Source organism: Mycolicibacterium sp. XJ2546 (genome assembly GCF_053483195.1).
On record NZ_JBEFRW010000008.1, the window covers coordinates 83,508 to 101,310 of the forward strand.

Genomic DNA, 17,803 nt, shown 5'->3' on the forward strand with positions numbered 1-17,803 from the left:
GGTCGGTTGCGTGTGGGCTTCAGCTCGGCTGAGGGCGTGCGGCCCGGTTCACCGCCGACACCACCGCGCGCAGTGACGCGGTCGTGATCGACGTCGCGATACCGACGCCCCACACTGTGCGGCCGTTGATCGACGCCTCGACATACGCGGCGGCCTTGGCCTCCTCGCCCGACGACATGGCGTGCTCGGAGTAGTCCAGCACGTTGACGTTGATGTCGATCGCGCCGAGCGCGTCGACGAACGCCGCGAGCGGACCGTTTCCCGCGCCGACGATCTCGTGCTCCACACCATCGACGGCAACGACCGCCTCCACGGTGTCGGTGCCACCGTCGACCTCGGCGGCGGTCACCTTCTGCCGGATCCGTTCCAGCGGACGCACCGGCGCCAGGTACTCGTCGTAGAAGACGTCCCACATCTCCTTGGGCGACACCTCGCCGCCCTCGCCGTCGGTGATCGCCTGGATCGCCTGGGAGAACTCGATCTGCAGCCGCCGCGGCAGCGCCAGGCCGTGGTCGGCCTTCATGATGTAGGCCACACCGCCCTTGCCCGACTGCGAGTTCACCCGGATGACGGCCTCGTAGGTGCGGCCCACGTCGCGCGGATCGATCGGCAGATAGGGCACCTGCCACAGGATGTCGTCGACGTCGGAATCCGCTTCGTCGGCAGCGACTTTCATCGCGTCCAGGCCCTTGTTGATGGCGTCCTGATGGCTGCCGGAGAACGCGGTGTACACCAGATCGCCGCCGTAGGGGTGGCGTTCGGGCACCGGCAGCTGGTTGCAGTACTCGACGGTGCGGCGGATCTCGTCGATGTTGGAGAAGTCGATCTGCGGGTCGACGCCGCGGGAGAACAGGTTCATGCCCAGCGTGACGATGCACACGTTGCCGGTGCGCTCGCCGTTGCCGAACAGGCAGCCCTCGATCCGGTCCGCGCCGGCCGCGTAGCCCAATTCCGCTGCGGCGACGGCGGTTCCGCGGTCGTTGTGCGGGTGCAGCGACAGCACGATGCTGTCGCGGCGGTTCAGGTTGCGGCTCATCCACTCGATCGAGTCGGCGTAGACGTTGGGGGTGGCCATCTCCACGGTGGCGGGCAGGTTGATGATCAGCGGCCACTCCGGTGTGGGGGCGATGATGTCGCTGACCGCGTCGCAGACCTCTTTGGCGTACACCAGCTCGGTGCCGGTGTAGGACTCCGGGGAGTACTCGAACCGCCACTGGGTGCCGGGGTATTTCTTGGCTTCCTCGACACACTTACGCGCCCCATCGACGGCGATGGCCTTGACTTGCTCGCGATCGCCCTTGAACACCACGCGGCGCTGCAGGATCGACGTCGAGTTGTAGAAGTGCACGATCGCCCGCGGCGCGCCCTCGCACGCCTGGAAGGTCCGCTCGATGAGCTCCGGGCGGCACTGCGTGAGCACCTGGATGGTGACGTCGTCGGGGATCGCGCCCTGCTCGATGATCTCGCGGACGAAGTCGTAGTCGGTCTGGCTGGCCGACGGGAAACCGACCTCGATCTCCTTGTAACCCATCCGCACCAGCAGGTCGAACATGCGGCGTTTGCGGGCCGGGCTCATCGGATCGATCAGCGCCTGGTTGCCGTCGCGCAGGTCCACCGCACACCACATCGGTGCGGTGTCGATGATCCGGTCGGGCCAGGTGCGGTCAAACGGGATCTGGGCGGTACCTGACGCCGGGTTCCCGCCCGGCACCTCGTCAGTGAAGCTGCGGTAGCGGTGCACCGGCATCGCCGACCCGCGCTGGGTGTTCCAGGCGGGCTGCTTCGGGTTGGGCGGACCCCCGGGTGTGGTGATGGTGCGCACGGACGCAAACGCGTCAGGGGAATCGGGGGAAGATTTCGAGAAAGTGGTCACGATGGTTGCTCCGGGAGTTGGACGGGACTCGACCGGCGCATCGTCGAACACCCGCGACGGGAAGCCGGTCTGGATCAGACCCCGTCGCGGCTGCCGAGAAGGAGCACCCGCTGCACCCGGCCACTCTAGCAAGCCCGCCGGTGCTGAGAAAACCCCTGGTGATGCAGTTGGGCAACGCCGATCGTTAGAGTTCAGGCGGTGAAAGTCGATCGGCGGTGGTGGGTGGCCATCGGGGTGGTGGTTCTGGTCGTGGCGGCCCTTGTCTACAGCATGTTCAACCGCCCGCCCGAGGAGTGCGATGCCGTGCGGGAGTTGTTGGAGTACAACCAGTCTCAGGCTGCGCTGATCGAGTCGAAATCCGGTGAGGGGGACGGCTTGCCCACCATGGCCGAAGAGACCGCGTACCGGGCGTGGGCCGACGGGTTGTCCGAACGGGCGCAGAAGGTCAGCCGAAGCGCACCGGATCTGGAGTGGACCAGCTCACAGTTGGCGAACCTCGCCGACGAGTTCGTCGGCAAGATGTCCATCGTGCGCGCTGAAACCGAAGCGCGCGCCCCCGGCGCCCCGCCGCCGCCGACGTTTTACGAGATGGCGGCCATCAACGCCCAGATCAGCCAGAAGCTCGCCCACCTGGCCGAGGTGTGCGACATCTGACGCCGGCAATAAGGTGACCGGTGTGTGCACTCGAGTGGTCTACCTGGGGACCGGCGAACGGATCGTCACCGGCCGGTCGATGGATTGGAAGTTCGAGATCGGAACCAACCTGTGGGCGCTGCCCCGCGGGGTGACGCGCACCGGGCAGGCCGGTCCCGACTCGGCGACGTGGACGGCCAAGTACGGCAGCGTGGTGGCGACCGGCTACGACATCTGCACCACCGACGGCGTCAACGAGGCCGGGCTGGCCGCCAACCTGCTGTGGCTGGCCGAATCCGAATACCCGTCCAACACCGGGGACCGGCCCGCCGTCGCGCTGTCGTTGTGGGCGCAGTACGTGCTGGACAACTTCGCCACCGTCGCCGAGGCGGTCGCCGCGCTGACCGCCACGCCGCTGCGGGTGGTGACGGCCGAAGTGCCCGGTCAGCACCGGTTGGCCACCCTGCACCTGGCCATGTCCGACGCCACCGGGGACAGCGCGATTGTCGAGTACATCGACGGCGAGCAGGTCATCCACCACGGTCGCCAGTACCAGGTGATGACGAACTCGCCGATCTTCGCCAAGCAGCTCGCGATCACCGAGTACTGGCAGCAGATCGGCGGGACCGTGATGCTGCCCGGCACCAACCGCGCCGCCGACCGGTTCGTGCGGGCGTCGTTCTACATCGACGCGGTGCCCAAGATCGCCGACCCGCTCGAGTCGGTCGCGGTGGTGATGAGCGTGGTGCGCAACGTCTCCGTCCCGTACGGCATCACCACCGCCGACGAGCCCAACATCTCCTCGACCCGGTGGCGCACGGCCGTCGACCACCAGGCGCTGCGCTACTTCTTCGAGTCGGCGCTCTCGCCCAACACGTTCTGGGTCGAGCTGGCCAACCTCGACTTCGCCGAGGGCGCAGCGGCCAAACGGCTGAATCTCGGCGACGGCGAGAAGACCGTGTACGCCGGGGATGCCAGCGCAAGATTCGAGCCGGCCGAACCGTTCGCGTTTCTGTCGGTGGCGTAGGCACCGGGATACGGCTAGGGTCGGCGCCGCTACCGGCGGGTAAATCCGGTTTCGACTAACCGATATCCTGGGTGAGATTCTCCCCCCGACTTTCGAAAGGTTTGCTCAGTGGCGCTCGTCGTACAGAAATACGGCGGATCCTCGTTGTCGGACGCCGAGCGGATCCGTCGCGTCGCCGAGCGCATCGTGGAGACCAGGAAGGCCGGCAACGACGTGGTCGTCGTGTGCTCTGCGATGGGCGACACCACCGATGACCTGCTGGATTTGGCCAGGCAGGTGTGTCCGGCGCCGCCGGCGCGCGAGATGGACATGCTGCTTACCGCGGGGGAGCGGATCTCCAACGCGCTGGTCGCGATGGCCATCGACTCGCTGGGCGCCCAGGCGCGCTCGTTCACCGGATCGCAGGCCGGCGTGATCACCACCAGCGTCCACGGCAAGGCCAAGATCATCGAGGTCACGCCGGGCCGGCTGCGCGATGCGCTCGACGAGGGCTACATCGTGCTGGTCGCCGGGTTTCAGGGCGTCAGCCAGGACAGCAAGGACGTCACCACGCTGGGCCGCGGCGGCTCGGACACCACCGCCGTCGCGCTGGCCGCGGCGCTGAACGCCGACGTGTGCGAGATCTACAGCGACGTCGACGGCATCTTCACCGCCGACCCGCGCATCGTGTCCAACGCGCGCCACCTCGACCAGGTCAGCTTCGAGGAGATGCTGGAGATGGCGGCGTGCGGGGCCAAGGTGCTGATGCTGCGCTGCGTGGAATACGCCCGCCGCTACAACGTTCCCATCCACGTCCGCTCGTCGTACTCGGACAAACCCGGCACCCTGGTGACCGGATCGATAGAGGACATACCCATGGAAGACGCCATCCTGACCGGAGTCGCCCACGACCGTAGCGAAGCCAAGGTGACCGTGGTCGGCATCCCCGACGTGCCCGGCTACGCCGCCAAGGTGTTCCGCGCCGTCGCCGACGCCGACATCAACATCGACATGGTGCTGCAGAACATTTCCAAGGTCGAGGACGGCAAGACGGACATCACCTTCACCTGCCCCCGCGACAATGGGCCCGCCGCGGTGGAGACGTTGTCTGCACTGCAGAAGGAGATCGGCTTCACCAAGGTGCTCTACGACGACCACATCGGCAAGGTGTCGCTGGTCGGGGCGGGGATGAAGAGCCATCCGGGCGTCACCGCGAAGTTCTGCGAGACGCTCGCCGAGGTCGGCGTGAACATCGACCTGATCTCCACCTCCGAGATCCGCATCTCGGTGCTGATCAAGGACACCGAACTCGACAAGGCGGTGGCGGCCCTGCACGAGGCGTTCGGGCTGGGCGGCGAGGAGCAGGCCATGGTCTACGCGGGAACGGGCCGGTAACCGTGGGGCGAGCGCAGCGACGGGAGAGATAGATGGTCGCGATCGGTGTAGTCGGTGCTACGGGCCAGGTCGGCCAGGTCATGCGCAACCTGCTCGAGCAGCGCGATTTCCCCGCCTCCAGCGTGCGGTTCTTCGCGTCGGCGCGTTCCCAGGGTAAGAAGCTGCCGTTCCGCGGCCAGGAGATCGAGGTCGAGGACGCCGCGACCGCCGACCCCTCCGGGCTGGACATCGCACTGTTCTCCGCGGGCGGGGCGATGTCGAAAGTACAGGCGCCGCGGTTCGCGGAGGCCGGCGCCATCGTCGTCGACAACTCCTCGGCGTGGCGCAAGGACCCCGACGTGCCGCTGGTGGTCAGCGAGGTCAACTTCGAACGCGACGTGCGGGGCGTGAAGCTGGCGAAGAACATCATCGCCAACCCGAACTGCACCACGATGGCCGCGATGCCGGTGCTCAAGCCGTTGCACGACGAAGCCGGGCTGGTGCGCATGATCGCCTCGACGTATCAGGCGGTTTCGGGCAGCGGGCTGGCTGGTGTCGAGGAACTCTACGGTCAGGCGCAGGCGGCCATCTCCGGCAGCCGCGACCTGGTGCACGACGGCGGCGCGGTGGACTTTCCCGCCCCGGACACCTACGTCGCGCCGATCGCGTTCAACGTGGTGCCGCTGGCGGGCTCATACGTCGACGACGGCTCCGGTGAGACCGACGAAGACCAGAAGCTACGCAACGAGAGCCGCAAGATACTCGGCATTCCCGACCTCGCAGTCAGCGGCACCTGCGTGCGGGTGCCGGTCTACACCGGGCACTCGCTGTCGATCAACGCCGAGTTCTCCCAGCCGCTTTCGGTGCAGCGCGCCTCGGAGATCCTGGGTGCGGCGTCGGGGGTGAGGTTGGTCGACGTGCCGACACCGCTGGCCGCCGCGGGTGTCGACGACACGCTGGTGGGGCGCATTCGCCAGGATCCGGGTGTGCCCGACGGGCGCGGGCTTGCGCTGTTCGTCTCGGGTGACAACCTGCGAAAAGGCGCGGCTCTCAACACGATCCAGATCGCCGAGCTGCTGGCCGCCGAGCTGTAGCGCGCCGCCTTGCGTCGAAACTGCATTCCAGCAGGCCTTCTCTCGATCTTTCTCTGCTGGAATACAGTTTCGGCGATCGTCGCCGTCGCGCAACCGGCGCCCATCCCTGACCCGGTGCTGCCGCCGCTGGTACCGGGGCAGGTGATCCGCATCGGAACGGCAGCGGGAACCGGCACGCCGACACAGGATTACGGCATCGGCGCCACCGATCTGTGCGAGTTCATGGAGTTCCCCAGCGGAATCCTGCAGATCTGCGGAGACAGCTTCGCGGGTCAGGGCGTCGGCTACGGCGGTTGGTACTCGCCGATCGCGCTGCACGTCGACACCGAATCCATCAACGACGAGGGCGGCGTGCGCTACGACGGCGTCACGGGCATCGACAAACCGCTGCTGGCCGACCCGACACCGCCGGGAGCATCCCAGCTTCCTGCCGGCGTCGTGTCGATAAACCGCGAGAACTACATGATGGTCACCACCGTGCGTGACCTGGACCCGCAGACCTCCCGGCTGGTGAAAGCTGAACCGGGCCAAGGTAACTGGCAGACGGTACCGGGATCGGAACGGCCCGCCGACTACGCGCAGGGGCGGCAGACCCAGATCAGCGGATACTACGACCCGATCCCCAAACCGGACTCGCCGAGCGGCTTTGTCTACATCGTCGCCAACAACTTCGACCGCAGCGGGCCCGCGGTGCTGTACCGGGCCACCCCGCAGAGTTTCCCCGACCGCGCCAGCTGGCAGGGCTGGTCCTCGACGCTGGGCTGGGGGCATCCGCCGACACCGCTGTGGCCCGACCGCATCGGCGAGATGAGCGTGCGGCAGCTCGACGGCAGGACCGTGCTGTCCTACTTCAATGCCACCACCGGCAACATGGAGGTGCGTGTCGCCAACGATCCGACGCAGCTGGGCGCCGCGCCGGTCACGACGGTCGTCGTCGCCGCCGAATGGCCCGAGCCCGCCGAACATCTCGGGCCGCCGGAGAACAACCGGCTCGCCCAGCCCTACGGCGGCTACATCTCGCCGGGCTCGACGATCGACGAGGTGCGGGTGTTCGTCAGCCAGTGGAACACCGGACCGCGCGGCGGTGCGCCATACCGGGTGATTCAGTTCGCGGTCAACCCGTTCAAGCCGTGAGACAGTCAGCGCGCACAGTGTCAGACCCGGTTCGCGAGGTAGATCGTGGCCGCAGACCGACCTCGGGTGATCGGATTGTCGAACCAAATCTGCTGGGCCGCAACGTCGGTGAAGACCGATTCGAGTACGGAGCCGAAGTCGTCGTCCGGTTCGTCGTCGGACCACATCGCGAACGCCCCACCTGGAGTCAGATGTGCTGATAGGGCTCGCAGGCCGTCGACGGTGTAGAACGCGGAGTGCGGATCGTGCAGCACATGCCGCGGCGAGTGGTCGATGTCGAGCAGGATGGCATCGTAGGTCCGGCCGGGATGGTCGGGATCGAATGCGGCCAGATCAGTTGCAGCGGCGAAGAAGTCCGCGCACACCAGCGCGACGCGAGGGTCGGCGGCGAGGCCGACCGTATCCGGTAGCAGGTCGCGCTCGTGCCAGTCGATGACCGCGTCCGAGTATTCGACGACCGTGAGCGATCGAATCCGTCGATCCGCCAAGGCCTCGAGCGCGGTATAGCCGAGCCCTAATCCGCCGATGACCACGTCGAGTTCCGTTCCAGACGTGCGCGCCAGCCCCAGCCGCGCCAGCTCACGTTCGGCAACGGTGAACAGGCTCGACATCACGTGCTCGTCGTCGAGTTTGACCTCGTAGACGTCGGCGCGCACCGTCAGATCGAAGCGACGTCGCAGGCTGATGACACCCATCGGCGTCTGCCGCCAACTCAGCTCCTCGAAACGCGCGCTCACCGAGGCGACCCTAGCTCACGGCCGTCCCGATCAGGCGACGCTGCCGACGTGTGAGGCGGACTCGCCGATCGTGGCGCCGGTGTCGCCGATGATCGTGCGCATCAACACCTTCTGCTCACGGTCACCGCGCGCGGCGGCACGGGCGATCCCGTCGGGCCGAACGACGGCGGCCGCGCTGCGGGCCAGGTTCACCGGCAGCCGCAGCAGCGGATACCACGGCGGCACCCAGCGCGGCAGCCCCAGCGCCGCCATGGTGCGCGGACCCAGGAAGCTGCTCGTGACCGAAAGATGTTGCGCCCGTGCGATACGACGCCGGATGGCGGGCACGGTGTCGTAGTGCCAGATCAACGGGTCGTCGACCATGGGCATCGCCAACTGCTTGGACGAGTCGTCGGGCTCGGCCAGCGCGCCCAGCGTGTGGTACAGCACCCGGATGCTGTCGCGGAAGTCGCGCGGCAGCCACTCGTCCTCGACTCCCATCAGCCAGCCGACGTAGCGTGTCAGGTGTGCGACGGCGGCATAGTCCTTGGGTCGCAACACAACTCCCATACCGGCCACGCCCACCGACGGGGCGACCAGTGCCCCAACGAGCGTCGCCGCCATATCGGTCTGGTTGACCGGCACACCCCACTCGTCGGCGCGCCAATCCGGCATCGCGCCCACATGTTTGCGCACCAACGAATGGATGAACCGCACGCGCAGCGTGGCCTGATAACCCGAGCCCAGCACCTGCAGGCCGCCTTCGGCGATGACGTCCATCGCCCACTGCATCGTCTCGGCGAAACGCTTGTTGGACCCCTTCTCCAACGCGCCGGTGCGCAGCAGCGTCTTGTTGAAGCCGGAGAACTGATAGCCGCCCAGCAGTGACACGTCACGGGCGATGTACATGCCGTCGGCGCCGCCGCGACGCAACGCCTGCTGACCGCGCTCCAACATCGTGCGGTCGACCCACGACGGCACCGTCTCGGAGTCGCCGAAGAACTCGACCAGCGGTTCGGGCGCGTCGGGCACCGCGTCGATGCCCGAGGCGAGCGCGCGGTCGAAGAGCGGGCGCGTCTCTTTCAGTCCCACCGAGGACATCCACGAGACGAGTCGGTCCATCGGCTCGTCGCCGACCGTCAGTCGCTCACCGAGCCTGCGCCACTGCTGCGGGGTCGGCGCGCTGATACGCATCGCCTGAGCCATCAGCCGGATGGTCGCGGGTATCGGCCGGGGCCGATCCGGATGACGGGTCGGGATTGGCCTGCTCATCGCCGCTTTCCCTTCGGTGCGCATTTTGACAACGCCTATAGTCAAACCGTCCGCCGCGCCGTTGTCAAAAGCCACTCACAGCTGATTCTCAGCCGCAACCACAAGCGGCGCCGAGTGTGTAGCGCGATGATCGACGTCATGAGCGAACCAACACCTGAACCGGTCACCACCCCCGTCACGGCGACGACCGAACCCGCGCGGCGCAACCGGCTCACCTCTGCAGCCGCCGTGGTGGGCATCGTCGCCGGCGTGATCTTCATCGTCGCCGTGATCTTCTTCGCCGGCTTCGTCCTCGGCGCGCACTCCGGCGGCCATCACGACGGACACCGGGGCCATCACGGCGACCGCGGCTTCTCGATGTTCCATCGCGGCCCGCCTCCGATGTTCCCGATGGGTCCGAGCGGCGAGGTTGAACGACCGGCCCCACCGTTCGGCCCCGGCGGTCGGATGACGCCGCCACAATCCCCGGAGCCGCCCTCGCCTGCGCCGACGCCGCCCGCCCGACCCTGACTGCCGGCGCGCCCGGCGTTCTCCTCAACCGAGAGCAGACCCGGGACCGACGCCGTCGTGCCACGTTTGGAACCGGTCCACATTGGGGGACTCCGTTACGTGGGCGGCTCAGCCACTTGCCGCCGATCCAAGGAGATGAGCTAGATGACCGAGAACTACACGACCAACGACGCTGGCAACCCTGCCCCGAGTCTCGAGCACTCGCTCACGGTCGGTCCGGACGGCCCGATTCTGCTGCAGGATCACTACCTGATCGAGCAGATGGCCAACTTCAACCGGGAACGCATCCCGGAACGACAACCGCACGCGAAGGGCGGTGGTGCGTTCGGTCAATTCGAGGTGACCCACGACGTCACTAAGTACACCAAGGCCGCGTTCTTGCAACCAGGCTCCAAAACCGAGATGATCGCGCGGTTCTCCACGGTCGCCGGCGAGCGCGGCAGCCCGGACACCTGGCGCGACCCGCGCGGCTTCGCGCTGAAGTTCTACACCGACGACGGCATCTTCGACCTCGTCTGCAACAACACCCCGGTGTTCTTCATGCGTGACCCGATGAAGTTCCAGCACTTCATCCGTAGCCAGAAGCGGTTGCAGGCTAACAATCTGCGCGACCACAACATGCAGTGGGACTTCTGGTCGCTGTCACCGGAAAGCGCCCACCAGGTCACCTGGTTGATGGGCGATCGCGGGATCCCGAAGACCTGGCGGCACATGAACGGCTACTCCAGCCACACCTACAGCTGGCTCAACGACGCCGGCGAGTTGTTCTGGGTGAAGTACCACTTCAAGACCGACCAGGGCATCGATTTCCTCACCCAGGAGGACGCCGACCGCCTTGCCGGCGAAGACAGCGACTACCACCAGCGCGACCTGTTCACCTCGATCGAGGACGGCAACTACCCGAGTTGGACGTTGCACGTGCAGATCATGCCGTTCGAGGAGGCCAAGACCTACCGGTTCAACCCGTTCGATCTGACCAAGGTGTGGCCGCACGGCGACTACCCGCTGCACGAGGTCGGCAAGATGACGCTGAACCGCAACGTCACCGACTTCCACACGGAGATGGAGCAGCTGGCGTTCGAGCCGAACAACCTGGTACCGGGAACCGGGCTCAGCCCCGACAAGATGCTGCTGGCACGCGGGTTCTCCTACGCCGACGCGCACCGCGCCCGGCTCGGGGTGAACTACAAGCAGATACCGGTCAACGAGCCGAAGAACGAGGTGCGCGCATACTCCAAGGACGGCGCCATGCGCATCCGCAACGTGTCCGACCCGGTGTACGCACCGAACTCGATGGGCGGTCCGGCCGCCGACGCGAAGCGTGCCGCCGAGGCGCACTGGGCGTCCGACGGCGACATGGTGCGCATGGCCTACACCATGCGGCCCGACGATGACGACTGGGGTCAGCCCGGGACGCTGGTGCGCGAGGTGCTCGACGACGAAGCCCGGGAACGTTTGGCGCACAACATCATCGGCCATGTGTCCGATGGCGTTCGCGAGCCGGTGCTCTCGCGTGTCTTCGAGTACTGGCGCAACGTCGACCCCGACCTGGGCAAGAAGGTCGAAGAAGGCGTGCGGGCCAAACAGAACGGAGCCGGCGGCTAGCGATCGAGGGGCGTCTTGCCGTTCATGGCCTGGCTGGCATGATCAGAGCCATGAGCATCGAAGTCGTATTCACCCAGGAATCAACTGCAACTGGTGGCGGCCGCGAAGGCCACGTGAAGTCGTCGACCGGCAAGATCGACCTGAACACCAACCACCCGAAAGAAATGGGCGGCAGCGGCGAGGGCACCAACCCCGAGGAACTGTTCTCGGCCGCTTACGCCGCCTGCTTCCTCGGGGCGCTGCGGTTGGTGGCCAAGAACAACGACATCAACCTCGACGACGCGACGGCGATCACTGCGCAGGTCGGGTTCGGTAAGGACGCCGACGGCGGCTTCGCCATCAACGCCCACCTCATCGGTTACCTGCCCGGCCTTGACCAGAGCGGCGCCGACGACCTGATGAACAAGGCGCATCAGGTGTGCCCGTACTCCAAGGCCACCCGCGGCAACGTCGACGTCAAGCTGTCGGCGAAGGTCTGATGCGGATCGCCGCCGCTGTCGGCGTCGCCCTCGTGGGTCTGACGCTGGCGGCGCCGGCCGGTGCCCGCCCGTCAGACCCGGGAGTGGTCAACTACGCGGTGCTGCCCAAGGGCTCGGTCGGCAACATCGTCGGCGCGACGATGCGGTTCGAGTGGACCTTCTCCGATCCGTTCCAGTCCTTCTACGTCGACAACCCCGCCTGCAACAACTGGGCCGACATCGGGCTACCCGACGTCTACGCCGACCCCGACCTGGCGTCGTTCAACGGTGCGGTGACCCAGACCGCGCCGGACGACCAGAGCCACTTCGTCAAACAGGCCGTCGGGGTCTACGCCAACACCGACGCCGCCGAACGGGCGTTCCGCCGCGTCGTCGACCGTACCGTTGGCTGCAACGGGCAGACCACCGCGATGCACCTGGACAACTTCACCACCCAGGTGTGGACGTACACCAGCGGGCCGACCACGGCGACCGAGGCGGACTGGGTCAAGCAGGAGGCCGGCACCGACCGGCGCTGCTTCGTCACCACCCGCAAGCGGGAAAACGTTTTGCTGCAAGCGAAAGTCTGCCAGTCCGGCAACGGTGGTCCCGCGGTGAACGTGCTGGCCGGAGCCATGCAGAACACGCTCGGCCAATAATCGCGGCGCCGGCTTAACCGATAGTTCACAAAAAAGGGCTCGGGATTTGTCGGAGGTCTCCTTCAAGATGGTCTGAACGCCGCGATCGCGCCGGACCCGGAAGGGGATGGGAAAATGGCCTTCACCATCACGTCCGAGGTCGACGACGCACGCACTGGCCCGCCCGAGCTCTCCAGCGCGTACAGCGCCGCGCTGCACATCGGCGGTAACTGCCTGCGCGACGGGCCGGTCGGCCGGGTCGGCCTGGAGGTCGAGGCGCACTGTTTCGACCTGACCGATCCGATGCGACGGCCGAGCTGGGCTGAACTGAGCGACGTCATCGCCGACCTGCCGCCGCTGCCGGGCGGCAGCCGGGTGACCGTTGAACCCGGCGGCGCCGTCGAACTGTCCGGCCCGCCCTGCGACGGACCGATGTCGGCCATTTCCGCGATGACGGCCGACCGCGCGGTGCTGCGCGACGCCTTCGCCCGCGCGGGGTTCGGGCTGGTGCTGCTCGGGGCCGACCCGCTGCGGCCCGCCCGACGGATCAACCCCGGTGCCCGCTACGCCGCCATGGAGACGTTCTTTCACGCCAGCCGCACCGGTGTCGCCGGCGCGGCGATGATGACGTCGACGGCGTCGGTGCAGATCAACGTCGACGCCGGACCGCGCGCCGGCTGGGCCGACCGGGTGCGCCTGGCGCATGCGCTCGGGCCGACCATGATCGCCGTCGCCGCCAACTCCCCGCTGCTGGGCGGAAAGTTCTGTGGCTGGCGCTCGGCGCGGCAACGCGTGTGGAGCCAGCTGGACTCCGCGCGCTGCGGCCCGGTGCTCGGCGAACGCGGCGACGACCCCGCCAGCGACTGGGCGCGGTACGCGCTCAAGGCGCCGGTGATGCTGCTGACCACCCCGCAGGTCGTCCCGGTGACCGAATGGGTTCCGTTCGCCGACTGGGCCGACGGGCGGGTGCCGCTGGGCAACCGCCAACCCACCGAGGCTGACGTCGACTACCACCTCACCACGCTGTTCCCGCCGGTGCGACCGCGTGGCTGGCTGGAGATCCGCTACCTCGACAGCGTGCCCGACGGCAGCTGGCCGGCCCTGGTGTTCACCCTCGTCACGCTGCTCGACGATCGCGCGGCCGCGGCCGTGGCCGCGGAGGCCACCGAACCGGTCGCCACGGCCTGGGACCGCGCGGCGCAACAAGGCCTCGGCGACCGACGGCTGCGGCAGGCCGCGATCCGGTGCGTGACGGCCGCAGCCGAACGGGCGCCGCGCGAGCTGATGGAATCGATGCAGCGGCTGGTGCGTTCGGTCGAACAGGGACGGTGTCCGGCCGACGATATCGCCGACCGGGTGGTCAAGAACGGGCTCGCATCCGCCGTCGTCGACCTGGCGCGAGAGGAGACGTGACGGTTCGCGAAATACTCGCGCGTGAACTGACCGCCGCCCGTGAGCGCACGCTTCGGCTGGTGGACTTCGACGACGCCGAACTCGGCCGCCAGTACCACCCGCTGATGAGCCCACTGGTGTGGGACCTCGCCCACATCGGCCAACAGGAAGAACTCTGGCTGCTGCGCGACGGCAACCCCAACCGGCCGGGCATGCTGCCCCCCGACGTGGAGCGTCTCTACGACGCGTTCGTTCATCCCCGCGCCGACCGCGCCGACCTGCCGCTGCTGGCCCCGACCGACGCCCGCGCCTACTGCCGCACCGTGCGCGACAAGGTGCTCGACGTGCTCGACGCGCTGCCCGATAGCGGTTCCGGGTTCAACTTCGGCTTGGTGATCAGCCATGAGAACCAGCACGACGAGACCATGCTGCAGGCGTTGAACCTGCGGGTCGGGCCGCCGCTGCTGGACGGCGGCGCGGCGCTGCCCGCCGGTCGCCCTGGTGTGGCGGGCACGTCCGTGCTGGTGCCCGGCGGCGCGTTCGTCCTCGGTGTCGACGCGGTGACCGAACCGCACTCGCTGGACAACGAGCGCCCCGCCCACGTCGTCGATATCCCGTCGTTTCGCATCGGCCGGGTGCCGGTCACCAACGGCGAGTGGCAACAGTTCATCGACGACGGCGGCTATTCCCAGCCGCGGTGGTGGTCGCAAGCCGGCTGGGCGCACCGGATGCAGGCCGCGTTGGTGGCCCCGCAGTTCTGGAACCCGGACGGCACCCGCACCCGGTTCGGCCGAGTCGAGGACATCGCCCCCAACGAACCCGTGCAACACATCTCGTATTTCGAGGCCGAGGCGTATGCGGCGTGGGCGGGCGCCCGGCTGCCCACCGAGATCGAGTGGGAGAAAGCCTGCGCGTGGGATCCCGCGGTGGGCGCGCGGCGCCGCTACCCGTGGGGCGCGTCGGCGCCGACGGCAGATCTGGCCAACCTCGGCGGCGACGCGCTGCGGCCCGCGCCGGTCGGGGCGTACCCCGCGGGTGCGTCGGCCTACGGCGCCGAACAGATGCTCGGCGACGTGTGGGAGTGGACCACCTCGCCGCTGCGGCCCTGGCCCGGCTTCACGCCGATGATCTACGAGCGCTACTCGCAGCCGTTTTTTGACGGCGACTACCAGGTGCTGCGCGGCGGATCCTGGGCGGTGGCGGCCAACATCCTGCGGCCCAGCTTCCGCAACTGGGACCATCCGATCCGGCGCCAGATCTTCTCGGGCGTGCGGCTGGCCTGGTCCGTTGCGGAAGGTCAAGCCTGATGTGCCGGCATCTGGGCTGGCTCGGTGACCCGGTGTCGGTGGCGTCGTTGTTATCGGAGCCCGCCAGCGGCCTGGTGGTGCAGTCGTATGCGCCGCGCCGCCAGAAACACGGCCTGATGAACGCCGACGGGTGGGGGGTCGGGTTCTTCTCCTCCGATGTGCCCGACGGCACGCCCCGACGGTGGCGTAGCGCCACACCGCTGTGGGGGGATGCATCGTTCGCGTCGGTGGCGCCCGTGCTGCGCGGCGGCTGCATCGTGGCGGCCGTGCGATCGGCCAGCATCGGCATGCCGATCGAGGCGTCGGCGTCGGCGCCGTTCACCGACGGCCAGTGGCTGCTGTCGCACAACGGCCTCGTCGACCGGGCCGTGCTGCCGCCCTCGCCGCACGCAGAATCCACCAACGACAGTGCGCTGCTGGCGGCGCTGATCTTCGACCGCGGCCTCGACCGGCTCGCCGACACCATCGCGGAAATCGGCGCCGCCGACCCCGACGCACGGCTGAACATCCTGGCCGCCAACGGATCCCGCATGCTCGCTACCACATGGGGCGACACCCTTTCGATGTTGAGCAGACCCGACGGCACCGTACTTGCCAGCGAACCCTACGACGACGACCCGCGGTGGCGGGAGCTGCCGGACCGGCATCTGGTATCGGTCGTCGGCCGCTCGGAGGTCGAGCTGATCCCGTTGAAAGGACCGTCATGACCATCTCGCTGTCCAACCACCTGCCGGCCAACTCGGCCGCGCAGGCGCTGCGCCGTGATGTGCTAGACGGCTTAACGCAGACCCCGAAGACGTTGCCTCCCAAATGGTTCTACGACTCGGTCGGCAGCGACCTGTTCGACCAGATCACCCGGCTGCCCGAGTACTACCCGACCCGCACCGAGGCGCAGATCCTGCGCAGCCGATCCGCCGAGATCGCCGAAGCATCAACGGCAGACACGCTGGTGGAGCTGGGCAGCGGCACCTCGGAGAAGACCCGCATGCTGCTGAATGCGTTGCGTGACAACCGAACCCTGCGTCGGTTTGTCCCGTTCGACGTGGACGCCGGCGTGCTCAACGCCGCGGGGGCGGCGATCCAGCGCGAGTACCCGGGTATCGAGGTTGATGCGGTGTGCGGCGACTTCGAAGAGCACCTCGGCGAGATCCCCCGGGGCGGCCGGCGGCTGATCGCCTTTCTCGGCTCGACAATCGGCAACCTGACCGCGCGAACGCGGGCGCGGTTCTTGGCCGCGCTGGCGCAGACGATGCGGCCCGGCGACAGCCTGCTATTGGGCACCGATCTGGTGAAAGATGCGGGACGTCTGGTGCGCGCCTACGACGACAGCGCCGGTGTGACGGCACAGTTCAACCGCAATGTGCTGGCGGTCATCAACCGTGAACTCGGCGCCGACTTCGACCTCGACGCGTTCGAGCACGTCGCCACGTGGAACGACGCCGAGGAACGAATCGAGATGTGGCTGCGCGCCCGCGGTGCGCAGCGGGTGTATGTGCGCGACCTGGACCTGACCGTCGCCTTCGCCGACGGTGAGGAGATGCTCACCGAGGTGTCGTGCAAGTTCCGCCCCGACGGGGTCGCCGCGGAACTGGCCGCCGCCGGGTTGCGCCGCACCCGTTGGTGGACCGACCCGGCAGGCGATTTCGGCCTGTCCCTCGCGGCCAGATGAGCCTCGCCGAGCAGTGGCGGTCGGCGCGGCCGAAGGTCGCCGGCCTGCATCTGGACAGCGCGGCGTGCTCGCGGCAGAGCTTCGCGGTCATCGACGCTACCGCGCAACACGCTCGCCACGAGGCCGAGGTCGGCGGATACGTCGCCGCCGAGGCGGCCGCGCCGGTGCTGGACGCCGGCCGCGCCGCCGTCGCCGCCCTGACCGGCCTGCCCGCCGACCATGTCGTCTTCACCACCGGCGCCAACCACGCACTGGATCTGCTGCTGTCCAGTTGGCCGCAGAAGCGCACGCTCGCCTGCCTGCCCGGTGAGTACGGACCCAACCTGGCGATCATGGCCGCCAACGGTTTCGACGTGCGGCCGCTGCCCGCCGACGATCACGGGCGGCTCGACGTCGACGCCGCCGCTCGGCAGTTGGGCGCCGACCCGCCCGCCCTCGTGCATCTCACCGCGCTGGCCAGCCACCGCGGTGTCGCGCAGCCGCTGGCCGCCATGGCCGACGTGTGCCGAAACCTCGGTCTCCCGTTGGTCGTCGACGCCGCCCAGGCCCTCGGGCACCTCGATTGTGCCGTGCGCCCCGCAGCGATCTACAGCGCGTCGCGCAAATGGCTCGCCGGCCCGCGCGGTGTCGGCGTGCTGGCCATCGAACCCGAACTGGCGCAGCGGCTCCAGCCCCGGCTGCCGCCCCCGGAATGGGGCGTGCCGCTGACCGTGACCCAGCGCCTCGAACACGGTGAGGCCAACCTTGCTGCCCGCGTGGGGTTTTCGCGCGCGGTGGGGGAGCACCTCGCGGCGGGGCCGCAGCACGTGCGCGACCGGCTGGCCGAAGTCGGACGGTGGACGCGGCAGGCGTTGGCCGGCGCCGACGGCTGGCGGGTGGTCGAACCGCTCGACGAACCCACCGCGATCACCACCCTGGCCCCTACCGACGGCGCCGATCCGCAGAAGGTGCGGGCCTGGCTGATCGCGCAGCGGGGCATCGTCACGACATATGCCGACGCGCAGCGCGCGCCGTTCGAACTGACCACGCCGGTGCTGCGGGCCTCCCCGCACGTCGACACCGCACCTGAGGAGCTGGCGCAGTTCGCCGAGGCACTGACCGCCGCGACCGCCGAGGCCTAAG

The 17,803-nt window shown here is 68.3% G+C and carries 17 protein-coding genes; 14 read left to right on the forward strand and 3 right to left on the reverse strand.

Going from position 1 to position 17,803, the window contains the following annotated elements:
* Positions 1 to 19: 19 nt before the first annotated feature.
* Complete coding sequence (leuA, locus tag ABQE44_RS15105; RefSeq protein ID WP_448430629.1) at positions 20 to 1,873, reverse strand: 2-isopropylmalate synthase; 1,854 nt, start codon at positions 1,871 to 1,873, stop codon at positions 20 to 22.
* Between the two features lie 198 nt (positions 1,874 to 2,071).
* Between leuA and ABQE44_RS15110 the strand changes: the two genes are divergently transcribed.
* The 5 genes from ABQE44_RS15110 to ABQE44_RS15130 all read left to right on the forward strand — a co-directional run bounded on the left by ABQE44_RS15110 (position 2,072) and on the right by ABQE44_RS15130 (position 7,114).
* Positions 2,072 to 2,527, forward strand: a complete 456-nt coding sequence (locus ABQE44_RS15110; RefSeq protein WP_448430631.1) for a hypothetical protein — start codon at positions 2,072 to 2,074, stop codon at positions 2,525 to 2,527.
* Between the two features lie 22 nt (positions 2,528 to 2,549).
* Complete coding sequence (locus ABQE44_RS15115; protein ID WP_448430633.1) at positions 2,550 to 3,533, forward strand: bile salt hydrolase; 984 nt, start codon at positions 2,550 to 2,552, stop codon at positions 3,531 to 3,533.
* Between the two features lie 108 nt (positions 3,534 to 3,641).
* On the forward strand, positions 3,642 to 4,907 hold the full coding sequence (locus ABQE44_RS15120; RefSeq protein ID WP_448391860.1) for an aspartate kinase: 1,266 nt from the start codon (positions 3,642 to 3,644) through the stop codon (positions 4,905 to 4,907).
* Positions 4,908 to 4,939: 32 nt separating this feature from the next.
* Complete coding sequence (locus ABQE44_RS15125) at positions 4,940 to 5,980, forward strand: aspartate-semialdehyde dehydrogenase (protein ID WP_448391861.1); 1,041 nt, start codon at positions 4,940 to 4,942, stop codon at positions 5,978 to 5,980.
* 45 nt (positions 5,981 to 6,025) lie between these two features.
* On the forward strand, positions 6,026 to 7,114 hold the full coding sequence (locus tag ABQE44_RS15130) for a DUF4185 domain-containing protein (RefSeq protein WP_448392040.1): 1,089 nt from the start codon (positions 6,026 to 6,028) through the stop codon (positions 7,112 to 7,114).
* Positions 7,115 to 7,134: 20 nt separating this feature from the next.
* Here the strand turns inward: ABQE44_RS15130 and ABQE44_RS15135 are convergent, their stop codons facing one another.
* Positions 7,135 to 7,851: a polyamine aminopropyltransferase gene (locus ABQE44_RS15135; protein ID WP_448430635.1), complete on the reverse strand. Its 717-nt coding sequence runs from the start codon at positions 7,849 to 7,851 to the stop codon at positions 7,135 to 7,137.
* Between the two features lie 30 nt (positions 7,852 to 7,881).
* Positions 7,882 to 9,102, reverse strand: a complete 1,221-nt coding sequence (locus ABQE44_RS15140) for an oxygenase MpaB family protein (RefSeq protein WP_448430637.1) — start codon at positions 9,100 to 9,102, stop codon at positions 7,882 to 7,884.
* Positions 9,103 to 9,240: 138 nt separating this feature from the next.
* On the opposite strand from ABQE44_RS15140, the gene ABQE44_RS15145 reads away from it, so the two are divergent.
* From ABQE44_RS15145 to egtE, 9 genes are all read left to right on the forward strand, one after another.
* The gene (locus ABQE44_RS15145) at positions 9,241 to 9,612 is read left to right on the forward strand and encodes a hypothetical protein (RefSeq protein ID WP_448430639.1); all 372 of its coding nucleotides are present in this window, start codon (positions 9,241 to 9,243) and stop codon (positions 9,610 to 9,612) included.
* 144 nt (positions 9,613 to 9,756) lie between these two features.
* Positions 9,757 to 11,217: a catalase gene (locus ABQE44_RS15150; RefSeq protein WP_448430641.1), complete on the forward strand. Its 1,461-nt coding sequence runs from the start codon at positions 9,757 to 9,759 to the stop codon at positions 11,215 to 11,217.
* A 50-nt stretch (positions 11,218 to 11,267) separates the two neighbouring features.
* Entirely contained in the window at positions 11,268 to 11,696 is a 429-nt protein-coding gene (locus ABQE44_RS15155) for an organic hydroperoxide resistance protein (RefSeq protein WP_448391866.1), read from the forward strand.
* Entirely contained in the window at positions 11,696 to 12,334 is a 639-nt protein-coding gene (locus ABQE44_RS15160) for a sensor domain-containing protein (RefSeq protein WP_448430643.1), read from the forward strand. Before ABQE44_RS15155 ends, ABQE44_RS15160 begins: the two co-directional genes overlap by 1 nt.
* A 114-nt stretch (positions 12,335 to 12,448) precedes the next feature.
* Positions 12,449 to 13,726: an ergothioneine biosynthesis glutamate--cysteine ligase EgtA gene (gene egtA, locus ABQE44_RS15165; protein ID WP_448430645.1), complete on the forward strand. Its 1,278-nt coding sequence runs from the start codon at positions 12,449 to 12,451 to the stop codon at positions 13,724 to 13,726.
* A complete protein-coding gene (gene egtB / locus ABQE44_RS15170) occupies positions 13,723 to 15,012 on the forward strand; it encodes an ergothioneine biosynthesis protein EgtB (protein WP_448430647.1) in 1,290 nt (429 codons plus the stop codon). The genes egtA and egtB overlap by 4 nt, the downstream gene beginning before the upstream one ends.
* On the forward strand, positions 15,012 to 15,719 hold the full coding sequence (gene egtC, locus ABQE44_RS15175) for an ergothioneine biosynthesis protein EgtC (RefSeq protein ID WP_448430649.1): 708 nt from the start codon (positions 15,012 to 15,014) through the stop codon (positions 15,717 to 15,719). Before egtB ends, egtC begins: the two co-directional genes overlap by 1 nt.
* On the forward strand, positions 15,716 to 16,681 hold the full coding sequence (egtD, locus tag ABQE44_RS15180; RefSeq protein ID WP_448430651.1) for an L-histidine N(alpha)-methyltransferase: 966 nt from the start codon (positions 15,716 to 15,718) through the stop codon (positions 16,679 to 16,681). Before egtC ends, egtD begins: the two co-directional genes overlap by 4 nt.
* Complete coding sequence (gene egtE / locus ABQE44_RS15185; RefSeq protein WP_448430653.1) at positions 16,678 to 17,802, forward strand: ergothioneine biosynthesis PLP-dependent enzyme EgtE; 1,125 nt, start codon at positions 16,678 to 16,680, stop codon at positions 17,800 to 17,802. Before egtD ends, egtE begins: the two co-directional genes overlap by 4 nt.
* Position 17,803: the final 1 nt, after the last annotated feature.